Source organism: Kitasatospora griseola (genome assembly GCF_014648555.1).
Lineage (GTDB): Bacteria > Actinomycetota > Actinomycetes > Streptomycetales > Streptomycetaceae > Kitasatospora > Kitasatospora griseola.
Genome location: NZ_BMRI01000020.1, coordinates 1 through 11,139 on the forward strand (window position 1 = coordinate 1; position 11,139 = coordinate 11,139).

General features: G+C 72.2%; 7 protein-coding genes. All 7 read left to right on the forward strand.

Annotation, left to right across the window (positions count from 1 at the left end):
• The first annotated feature begins 269 nt into the window (after positions 1-269).
• The 7 genes from IEZ12_RS23525 (at position 270) to IEZ12_RS23555 (ending at position 11,136) form a co-directional block, all read left to right on the forward strand.
• On the forward strand, positions 270-4,445 hold the full coding sequence (locus IEZ12_RS23525) for a toxin glutamine deamidase domain-containing protein (protein ID WP_189274414.1): 4,176 nt from the start codon (positions 270-272) through the stop codon (positions 4,443-4,445).
• Between the two features lie 138 nt (positions 4,446-4,583).
• A complete protein-coding gene (locus IEZ12_RS23530; RefSeq protein ID WP_189274415.1) occupies positions 4,584-5,390 on the forward strand; it encodes an SUKH-3 domain-containing protein in 807 nt (268 codons plus the stop codon).
• A complete protein-coding gene (locus IEZ12_RS23535) occupies positions 5,387-6,364 on the forward strand; it encodes an SUKH-3 domain-containing protein (RefSeq protein ID WP_189274417.1) in 978 nt (325 codons plus the stop codon). Before IEZ12_RS23530 ends, IEZ12_RS23535 begins: the two co-directional genes overlap by 4 nt.
• A complete protein-coding gene (locus IEZ12_RS23540; protein WP_189274419.1) occupies positions 6,361-6,651 on the forward strand; it encodes an SUKH-4 family immunity protein in 291 nt (96 codons plus the stop codon). The genes IEZ12_RS23535 and IEZ12_RS23540 overlap by 4 nt, the downstream gene beginning before the upstream one ends.
• Positions 6,652-7,088: 437 nt before the next feature.
• Positions 7,089-7,688, forward strand: a complete 600-nt coding sequence (locus IEZ12_RS23545) for a hypothetical protein (RefSeq protein WP_189274421.1) — start codon at positions 7,089-7,091, stop codon at positions 7,686-7,688.
• Positions 7,689-7,807: 119 nt separating this feature from the next.
• A complete protein-coding gene (locus tag IEZ12_RS23550) occupies positions 7,808-10,087 on the forward strand; it encodes a WXG100-like domain-containing protein (RefSeq protein WP_189274422.1) in 2,280 nt (759 codons plus the stop codon).
• A 38-nt stretch (positions 10,088-10,125) separates the two neighbouring features.
• Positions 10,126-11,136: a hypothetical protein gene (locus IEZ12_RS23555; RefSeq protein WP_189274424.1), complete on the forward strand. Its 1,011-nt coding sequence runs from the start codon at positions 10,126-10,128 to the stop codon at positions 11,134-11,136.
• Positions 11,137-11,139: the final 3 nt, after the last annotated feature.

Consider the following 11,139-nt stretch of genomic DNA (forward strand, 5'->3'; position numbering starts at 1 on the left):
CGCCGCCGCATGTCGCGTCGAGTCACGGCGGCCCGCCGTCGGCTCCGCCCGCGCCGCCGCATGTCGCGTCGAGTCACAGCGTGCCGCCGTCGGCTCCGCCCGCGCCGCCGCACGTGCCGTCGCAGTCGAACCACGGTGGTCCGGCGCACACTGCGACGTCGTCGGCACACAACCCGTTCGAGACGCCGTTCGACACCCCGCCGGGCTCGCGGCCGAGCACGCCGTCGAACGACGCCGCCTCGCCGCGTCCTGACAGCGCGCCGGCGGGGTTGCGGCCGGATCCCGAGCCGGCCGGGCTGTCCGGGCCGAAGAAGTCGCTGCTGTCCGACCAGGGGCTCACCCCCGAGGGCAAGAAGCTGCTGCACCAGAACCCGGAGGGGCCGTCCCTCGTCTACCCGCCGAGCAACAACAAGGCGGCGCACGCCGGGAAGGCCCTGGCGAACAAGTTCAAGTCGGACTTGCCGCCCGAACTGAAGAACGTCAGCAACCACCTGCCGGTGAAGGACGGCAAAACCCACCAGACGGCGGGTTCGACGGCGAGCGGGAAGCCGAACGCCAGGATCAAGGACCAGACCTTCAAGGCCTACGTCGATCCGGCGACGATGACGCTGGTCGAACCCGAGGTCGGCAAGAACATCCGGGAGCCGCTGCGCAACGCCATCGGCCCGGACGCCATCGCCTACACGGGCAACAAGGTGCTCGAAGAGGCCGCGAAGCTGGACTACCGCTCCAGGGAGACCTTGGCGCGGCAGGAGGAGCGCCGGCAGCTGCTGAAGGACCTCGCGGACCAGAACCAGGAGCAGGGCACCTGGATCGACGGTGAGCGGGTGCAGAGGCAGGTCCACGGCCAGGGTTCCGCGATGGACGGCGTGGACCGCCTGCTGAACGGCCACGGCGACGACGCCGGATTCCCCGGCATGGTGATCGGCGAAGGCCACACCAACGCCGCGACCTGGCCGTTCCTCCGCGACAACATGAAGCAGTTGAAGGCCAGTGGAGTCGACACCGTCTACCTGGAGGCCCTGCGCGACGACGCCGTCCAGCACGACCTGGACACGTACTTCGACCCGCGCCACGACGGGCCCATGCCGCCGACCCTGAAGGCGGCGGCCGCGAAGTACGACCAGCAGTACACCGCCAAGCTGACCGAGATGCTGGAGGCCGCGAAGGCCAACAACGTCAAGGTCCGTGCGGTGGACGGATACCCGGCCCGGACCATCAACGAGGACGGCGGAACCCACGAGCGGGCCCGCCTGATGAACTCGTACGCCCACGACGCGATCACCTCGGACACCGCCCGCAACGGGAAGTACCTGGTCGTGGTCGGCGCCAGCCACGCGCACTCCACGACCGGCCCGGACGGCACCGGGCGGATCCCCGGCACGGCCGACCTGCTGGGGATCCCGGCCGTGCACCTGACCGACGGTTCGGGGACTGCGGAGGCGGCGCCGAACCGGGCGAGCGGCAGCACGGATTCGAACAATGTCCGGGTCGGCTACCTGCCCACCCCCGACAACCACTCCCCGGCCGGCGCACCGCCCCAGCACACCGACGCCACCCACCAGTCGGCCCCGGCGAACCCGGGCGGGCTCGGCCCGGTGCACCCCGACGCGCAGACGCCGCACGGGAGTTCCGACCACCTGGCAGGCCAGGGGCCGCAGCACGACCAGCACGAGGGCGGCACCACCGACCACCGGTCCGGCAATGAGCACGACAGCACTGGGAAGCCGCAGCACGAGGGCGGTCCGCGTCACCCGGCCTCGGACGGGCGGCCGTTCGAGGTCGAGGGCGGGCTGAAGCGGCCGTCCGCGCACGAGCAGCAGGAGCTGCACGACGCGGTTCCGAAGAACACGGACGGCACGCCGCAGCGGCACCCGGACCCGCGGGTCGGCGACTGGCTGAAGAAGCTGAACGGCGGCGAGCCGCACACGGCCAACCAGAAGAACAACTGCCTGGACGCCGCGCTCGCGATGGTCGACACGGTCAACGGCCACCCGACGGTGGCCGCGCCGCGCCTGGAGGGCAACGGCCTGGGCGAGAAGGGCGGCCGGGACCGCGCCGAGCAGTCGCTCGGCGCCAAGTTCGAGCACCTGGGCGCCGGCCCGGACGGGCACGCCAAGCTGGCGGAGATGCTGCACGAGAGCGGCCACGGCTCGCAGGCCGTGATCACCAGCCGTGACAGCGACGGGCGTACGCACGCCTGGCACGCGATGAACCACGAGGGCCAGATCGTCTACAGCGACCCGCAGTTGGGCCGCGTGAGCGACAAGCCGCTGTACGCCGGCGAGGGCGGCCTGTTCGCCATCCCGCTGACCCCGGACCGCGCACCCCTGCACCCCGCGAGCCAGTCGCCCGGCGACCACTCCGCGCCGGCGCAGCCCGCCGGCGTCGGCGGGAACTCCCGTCAGGGCAACTCGGTCTCGGATGCCGTCGCCATGGCCAAGAAGGCCGAGGCGGACCGGACCGCAGTGGCGCAGCGGAAGCGGGAGCAGATGGCAAGGGAGAAGCAGCACACCTCCGAAGAGGGGCTGGCGAACCTGCCGGACCGGACGAAGCAGCGGCTCGCCGAACAGCAGAAGGTGACCGCACAGCAGGACGATCTGGCCGGTAGGCAGAGCGAGCTGCGGAAGCAGCAGCAGGGCCTGGCCGACGAGCAGTGGGTGCTCGCCGAGAAGCGGTTCACCTCGAACAACAGGCAGTTGGAGGCCGAGCAGCGCCGGGTGGAGGAGCACCAGGAGCGGCTGGAGCAACAACAGGAGCGCCTGGCCGGACAGCAGGAGCGCCTGACCCAGCAGCACGATCGGATGGCCAGGCACGAGGCCCTGGACGGGCAGGCCGAACGGGCAGCCGAGAAGCAGAAGCAGGACCATGCTCCGGGCGAGGGCGACAAGCCGCCGGTCAAGGGCGAACTGGACGTCCGCCGCGAGACGTTGATCAAGGACCAGAAGCTGCTGGACCAGGAGCACGGCGCTCTCGACGCCAAGCAGGCGGAGCTGGACGCACGCCGTGACAAGCTCGTGGCGGACGGCGACAAGCTGGCCGAAGACCGCGCCGCGCTGGCCAAGCGGCGGAGGGAAGGCGGGGCGGATTCCCGCAAGGCCGTTGCCGACGACCAGAAGAAGCTCGACGGGCGGCAGTCGAGGCTCGACACCGAGCGAAAGAAGGTCGACGCCGACCAGCATGCCCTCGGGGAGACCCGCGAGTCCCTGAACCAGCGGCAGAAGTGGCTTGACAAGAGCGAGTGGCTCGTCGACCAGCACGGCCGGCTGACGGAGCAGGAGCTGCAGGCCAAGCGGGACAACTGGCCGGAGGACCGGCTGAAGGCGTTGGCCGACTGTCGGGAACGTCTGGACAAGTGGAGCGCCGAACAGGCCAAGTCGGAGCTCAAGGCGAAGACCGGCGCGCCCGACGAGGGCAAGTGGCTGGCGGACAAGCAGAAGTGGCTGGAAGGGCAGCGCGACGGCGAAGGGAAGTGGCACTCCGCCGACCAGAAGGCCCGGTTGAAGGAGCAGCTGGACGTCCTTGAGGAGCTGAAGGACTCGGCGTCGAAGCCTGAGAAGCAGCAGGAGCAGCTGAGGCAGCAGGAACGTCTGCTCGACGAGCGGAACCGGCTGAGCGAGAACAGGGAGCTCCTGGAGGATCGTCAGAAGCACAAGGACGGCGACCCCGAGCAGCTCAAGTGGGAGGGTGAGCGGCTCGCCCACGAGCAGGGTCTCAACGATGCGGCGCGACAGGCCCTCGCGAGCGGCTACGCAGGTGAGACCGATCCTGCACCCTTCGAGGCACCGCAAAGGTACACACGCGTCAAATCCGGTGAGAAGGGCTACTACTACAAGGACACCCCGAAGAAGCTGATGAATGTCAGCATCGAGGGAGCCTTCGACGTGATGAACGATTCCGGGTCCGCCATGGCGAACGGCATCGCGGGGGACAAGTTCCGGCCCGGCTGCGTGGCTTCCGGGCTGTACATCGACGGGCAGTCGGGCGCCAGGCGCTTGCTGGTCGTCACCGCGAGCAGCACGAAGGGCCTGGCCGGTGAGACCGCTCCGCAGCACGTCCACCCGCTCGTCAAATTCGCCTACGGCAAGGAAGGGGACCCGGCGTACGATCGCGTGAAGAGGGAGCTGGGTTGGGACAGCTATCCGGCAGGCAATCCGAACACGCGGTGCAAGTGCGCCGAGCCGTCCGTGATGACGGACATTCTCGAACAGGTCGGCGGTCGCTTCCCGGGAATCAACATGAACGATCCCGTTGCCGTGGGCAGGGCCATGGAGTACGCCAGGGGAATCCTCGGAAAGGCATTCGTCCGCCCGCTGGAGACCGGGGCTCTGAAGGACAGCACGGGCGGTCGGGTTCCGGGCTACGGCGAATACAAGGCGCCCTGCGACAACTGCGCCCCGGTGGTGGGATACTTCGGGATGAAATCGGTACAGCTCCTGGATTGACCACGTGAATCAACCTCCGGCTTTCCTGATGATGCGTCAAATGCCGGGTAGTGCCGATTGTCGAGACTGCGGCCCAGTGGCCGTCCGAAAAGAGAGTGCAGAACGCTCATGCCTCAACCCCGCGACCCTGACGGGACGATGTCGTGGCTGGCCGGCTGCGGCTGGTCGCCCTCGCGTGACATCGGCGAGCACGCCCGTGAGTTGCTCGCCGACTGGATGAGTGGTGCGGCCGGGGAGGAGTCGGCGGCCGTGCGGGCGGCGCTGTCCTTCCTCGGGCGGTTCGGTGATCTGACGCTGCCGACGGCGTCCGGTGGTGCGCTGCGGACGGTGCCGGCCGGGCCTGCCGGACCGGAGCAGGCCGCGCAACTGGCGGAGCTGGCTGCGGGGTTGGGGGAGGAGGTCGTTCCGGTCGGGGCCGAGGCGGACGGGCCGGGGCGGCTGGTGGTCTCGGCCGGCGGCAGCTTCTTCCACCTGGACGCGGACGGGGTCGAGTTCCTCGGCGTCAACCCGTACGAAGTGCTGGACCGCTTCCGGCCGGTCGGTGAGGCCGAGGCCGAGGTGCCGCACACGGTGTCCACGCTGCTCGTCGACCGGACGGTCTTCACCCAGTCCAACGCGCTCGGCGAGGGGGACCCGGAACTGCACCCGGCGGTGCGGGAGTTCCTGGACGGGCTGCCGCCCTACCAGCGCGAGCCGTTCGCCGCCCGGTGTGCGGAGACCGGTCTGATCTCCGACGTGCTGCACCGCCTGGACGAGCAGCGCGGCGACGGTGCGGAGATCACGCTGGACGAGGCCCGTCCGCACTTCGCGGAGAGCTGGATCAGCAGCATCGCGGTCCGGCCGGACGACAGCGCGGAGCACGGCCGGCCGGTCGCGCCCTGCCGGTCCTGCGCGGCGCTGCTGGCGGAGCTTGGCGTCGAGGTGGTCGAGGTGGGGCAGCGATGACAAGCGTCCGTTTCACCACGGCCCTGCACGAGGCCCTGGTCGAGGCCGGCTGGACCGCGGGCCGCCGACCCGATGCCGATGCGGAACAGCGGCTGCTGACGGCGATCCTCTCGGTCGTCGACGAGGACGGACTCGTGGAACTGTCCGAGGCGGCGCAGCGATTCCTGGAGCAGTACGGCGACCTGACGCTGCCACCGGCCGGCCCGGGGGTGGAGGTCGCGGCGCACGGCGCGGTGATCGACCTGGCGGCGGCGCGCGGCAGCCGTACGGTGGCCGCCGGGCTCGCCCGGCGGCTGGGCACCTCGGTGTTCCCGGTCGGGTGGACCGGCGACGATGTGCTCGCCGTCGACGCGCAGGGCCGACTGTTCCGGCAGGGCCGGAGCGACTGGTGGTATCTCGGCGGCACGCCCGAGGAAGGGCTCGCCCGGCTGGTCGAGGGGTACGCCCCGGCCCGGGTCGGGGCCGACGGCCGCTGGTCGGGGCCCGCTCCGCTGCCGCGCACCGTCCACCAGGACGGGTGGGTCGACAACGGCCCGGCCAGTGAACTGCTGGCCGCCGGAATGGCGTTGGCCGCCGAGGCGACCCGCCCGCTGCGCCGGAACGGGGTGCCGGCGCTCGGGCGCCTGACCCTGACCGTCGAGGGCGAAGGCGCGGAACTGCCCATCCTCTACCGGGAGTTCGACCTCGACCCGGCGGACCCGGAGGGGCAGATCGCCGAGATCGTGGACCGGACGTTCCTGCGGCCCGGGACGCGACCGGTCCGGGTGACGATCCGGCTGGCCGCTCCGCCCAGTGCGGCCGACCACGACTGGGACGTCCTGGTCGTCGCCCGCGCCGACCGCAGCCGGCAGTTGACGCTTCGGCACCGCGGCCCGGCCGGGGGGCCGATGCCCGATTCGACCGAACTCGCCGCGACCGTCGCAGCACTTGCCGCGCTCGGCGCGGCACACCGCACCACAGGAGGAACCGCATGATCACCCAGGACGAGGCCCTCGCGAAGGCACAGGCGTGGCTGAACGAAGGCAGCCCGGAGGGGGCCGGGCGTGAGGTCAGGTTCCGGGAGTTCGACCTCGGTTGGGTGGTGTGGGCCGCGCCCGCGCCGCTGGAGGTCGACCCGGTGACCGGCCAGGTCCGGCCGCCGGCGGACCTCGGGGACTCCACCGGTGTGGTGGACCGGGGAACGGGCGAGCTCAGCACTTGGCCGTCGATCCCGATCGACGCGGTGATCGCCGAGTACCAGGAGCGCCAAGCCGGACAGTGACCACCGGTGGGGGTGGATGTCACCGTCCACGGCGGCCGGGCCTCGGCGTCAAGAGGTCCGGCTGCTTCCGCTTTTCGGCAAAAGTTTTCCAACTCTCACCGGACATTCACGACTACCCGCAAGGGGAGCGCCCCTGCCGTCGGAAGCCGGGTGATTCACACCTCGAATTTACCAACTGCATACCTTCGGGGCCGATGTCCCGACCTGAAGCTCTGCGAAGCTCGTCACGAGGTGACGTCCCGTCACCTCGGCGAAGGCGCTTGGCCGTACACCCTCGGACAGCAAGTAAAGTTGCCTGACAATTGAGCGGGTGCGGCAGCCCAGGGTGTCTTCGGCCTGCCCCGGATCCGGTGCGGGCGCTGCGGCGTGCCCGGCCCCGGTGGGGCAGGTCCGGTGCTGTCCCGCTACCCGGGGGCAGTGAGCTGGAGGGGTGCACGATGGCGGACGAGACGGTCTGGCTCGACCTGGACGAGGTCGAGGCGGCAGCCAAGAAGATCATGGACCTGCTGCATGAACTGGAAGGCCCGGCCAACCACCTGGAGGCCGTGGTCAAGCAGGTCGAGGAGTCGGTGTACGGCACCGACCTGGTCGGCAAGGCCCTCAAGGGCGGCGGGTCGTCGGTCGGCGGCCTGAACAAGCACCAGCAGCAAGTCCTGCAGGGCATCCGTGAGTTGATGAAGAACGCCACCGCGGTGGGGCAGAACCTCCAGGCGATGGCCTCCCGGCACCGGGCCAACGACGAACTCCACGGCACCGAGATCGGCCGGATCACCACCAACGGCGACATGCCGGCCGCCCCGCGCCTGTCCGGCGTCGTCGACGCGGTGCCCGCCTCGCTGCCGAGCGCGCCCCGGGTGCCGGACGCCGACCCCGTGCCGACCCCGCCCCCGCCGGCGCCGGTCGCCCCGATCGGCGACACCGGCGCGGGCGACGGCTACCACGGCCCCGACGCGCCCACGCTCGACTACAACCACCACAAGGACATCCCGGACCCGATCCGCGGCGGCGGCGGCCCCGGCACGCGACAGGTCATCTGACGAACACCCCTGGGCGGGTAGCCGCCCGGGGGTGTCTGTTCACCAGCCGTCCATCGCCATCGGGGACGCTCGCCGTCCCCGCTCCGACCACGATCGTCCTACCGGAGAGCCTCCCCGCCATGATCACGCTGCCCGCCGATCTCGCCGAAGTCCTGAAGACCGTCCAGAAGAACGAGAACGGGAAGGACATCGCCTTCCCGGACGCCAACGAGGAACTCCTCGGCGAGCTCGCCGCCGCCTGGGACAAGTGGAACCAGGTCGCCGACACCCACGTGCGGGCGATCACCGAGGCCGCCCAGCGGGCCATGTCCAGCATGTCCGGCCCCGCCGCCGACAGCTTCCAGCAGTACCTGCAGAAGTTCGCCGGCGGCGGTGAGTCGCACGTCGCGACCACCCTGCAGTCCGGGCAGGCGATCGCCACCTCGCTGCACGGGGCGCAGGGCGCGGTGATCGACACCAAGAACGAGATGGTCCGTGAACTCCAGTACGCCAAGACGTACATGGAGCAGAATCCGGCGGGCAAGCACGACGACATCGCCAACTCCGAGGGCATCAAGCAGGCCGCGGCCGTCTACCACCAGTACGTCGGCCAGGTCGGTACCCACGTGGACGGCCTGCTGCGGAAGAACGCCAACCACATCGCCGACATGAGCGGCATGGCGAAGACCTGCTCCCTCAACGGCCAGGGCGGGGCCGCCGGTTCGGGCGGCGCAGGCGGCGGGACGGGCGGCGGCGCGGGCAGCGAGATGTCCGCGCGCACGCGCCCGGACGGGCTGCTCGGTGCGGACGGGGCCGCGGGCAACGGCGGCGTCGGCGGTGTGGGCGCCGCGGGCACCCCCACCCCGTTCAGTCTGCCGGACGCCCCCGGTGCGCCCGGCTCGCACCTCGGCGGGGCCGGGGCGGCGGGCGGTGCGGCCGGGTTCGGCGGCGTCGGATCGGCGGGCGGCGCAGGGCAGTTCGGCGGAGCGGGCAGTTCCGGCGGTGCCGGTGGCCCGGCCCTGACGCCGTTCAAGCTGCCCACCCCGAACATGCCGAACTTCGGTTCGGGCGGCTCGGTCGGTTCGGGCGGCGGGGCGCCGGTGTTCACGCCGCCCGGCATCGGCACCGGCACGGGGTCGCTGAACCTGGCCGGCATGGGAGACCTCGGCTCCGTAGGCTCCGGTCCCTCGTCCGCCGGGCACTACACGCCCATCGGCGCCGGTTACACCCCGAGCCCCGGCACGACCGGCGGCGGTGGCGGCAGCCCGTTCACCGGAGGGTTCCCCGGGGTGCCCAACATCGGTAGGTACCCCGGTAGTTCGGGAAGCACCGGAGGTCGCAGCCTGACCCCGTTCAAGGGCACCACCGGCAGCACGTTCGGCAACTCCGGCGGCTCGACCGCGCGCGGCGGGGGGAGCGGCATCGGCGGTTCCGCGGTGCGCGGCGGCGCGGGCGCGGGCGGTGGCGGCGGCTCGGCGATGCGCGGCGGTGCGGGCGGCAGCAGCTCGCTGGCGTCCCGGGCCGGTGGCGGAGCCGGACTCGGCGCGGCCGGTGGGGCGTCCGCCAGGGGAATGTCCGGCGCGTCCGGGGCCGGGCGGGTCGGCTCCAGCGGGCTCGCCTCGGGCGGCGCGGCCGGTCGCGGTGCGGCGGCCGGCGGCGGCGCGATGGGCGCAGGCGGCCACATGCCCGGCATGGGCGGCGCGGGCCGCGGCGGCCAGGGCAAGGACGGCAAGGCGGGCAACCGCTTCCTCAGCCCGACCCGGTTCGGCGTCGAGGGCGAGGAGGACGAGGAGTTGATGCACGACAGCGGCATCCTCGGCCGGGCCGGCGACGTCGACCCACGCGACCGCCACTGGCAGCGCGCCCGCCGCCGCTGGCTGGACGACGCCCGCTCCGACGGCACCTTCACCACGCCCGAGCCCGCCGTCGCCCAGGTCGCGCCCGCCGGCCCGGCCAGCGAGCAGGAGGCGCTCAGCCAGCTGGCCGGGATCCTGCTCGGGACGGGCGGCGGTGAGGCCGGTGCTTCCGGTGCAACGGCGGCGGATGCGACCGCTACGGGCGGCAGCCCGGCGACTGGGCTGACGATGCGTCAGGAAACGTCTGCTGCTTCGGCGGAGACGTCGGCGGCCGGCGGGGATGACGCCTACCTGGAGCGCTCGCGCAGCGCGGCCGCCCGGCGTGGGCACGGGGACGCGTCGGCCGCTGCCGGCACTGCGGAGGCGCCGGCCGCCGCGTCCGCCTCCGGCGCTGCGTCCGGCACGGCGTCAGGTGCGGCGTCCGGTGCGGCGTCCGGTACGGCGGAGGAGAAGCCGCAGCGTGCCCCGCTGCGCGAGGAGGGCGGCTTCCAGGTGCCCAGCCCGTTCCTGCGTGCCGCGCTGTCCCGCCTGGCCACCGCGCCCGGCGCTCCCGCCGCGGACTGACCGCGCCCGCCGTCGAACCGAACTGACGAAGGAGCACCATGAGCAACGACGAGCAGGCCTGGTACACCGCAGCAGAAGCCGAGGCACCCGTCCGGTTCCGGGTGGGCACGGTCGTCCCCGAGCCGTTCCAGGAGGCCGAGGCGGCCACCCCGCTCCGGCCGTTCGAGCGGGCCGAACCGGCAACCCCGGTACAGCCGTTCGAGCGGGCGGAGTCGGCGCGGATCGCGCCGGAGGCGTTCCAGCGGGATGCGGCGGTCACGCCCGTGGAGCCCTTCGAGCAGGCGCGGCCGGCACGCATCGCCCCGGAGGCGTTCCAGCGGGATGCGGCGGCTGTGCCTTTGCAGCCGTTCGAGCGGGCGGAGTCGGCGCGGATTGCGCCCGAGGCGTTCCAGCGGGCCGAACCGGCCACGCCCGTGGAGCCCTTCGACGGTGGGCAGGCCCCGCGGATCGTGGACCGGGGGCTCCGTCAGGGCGAACCGGCGTCCGCCGCCGGGCCGTTGCACCGGCAGTCGGTTGCCGCGCCCGCCGAGCAAGCGACCGCGCCGACGGCCGCGCACCGGACGGAGGCTGTGGCGGGCAACCGGATCAGTGCCCGGCCCGCTGCCACCAACCGGGACGTGTCCGGGAACGCGGGCCAGGGCTTCCAGGTCGACCCCGCGCAGTACCAGGCGGCAGTGTCGCCGATGCTCGCCGTCTCCGAGCAGGTCGGCTCGCTGTACAGCGCGCTGAGCTCGTACCTGCCCGCGTTGGAGTCCCAGAACCCGTGGGGCAACGACGAGTCGGGCAAGCAGTTCGCCGAGGGCGACAAGGGCTACCTGAAGTACAGCAAGGACACCCTGGACGTCATCAAGGGCCTGCCCGCCGCCCTCAAGGCCATCGCCGACGGCCTGAAGTCGATGGCCGACGGCTACCAGGGGGCCGACGAGGGCGTCATCACCGAGCTGAACGGCGTGGACCCCGGCACCGCGCCGATGCCCGCCTCGCCGCAGCTGTCCAACCCGGTCCCGATGCGGATCACCCCGCGGATCTCCCAGAGCGGAAGGCACTGACCC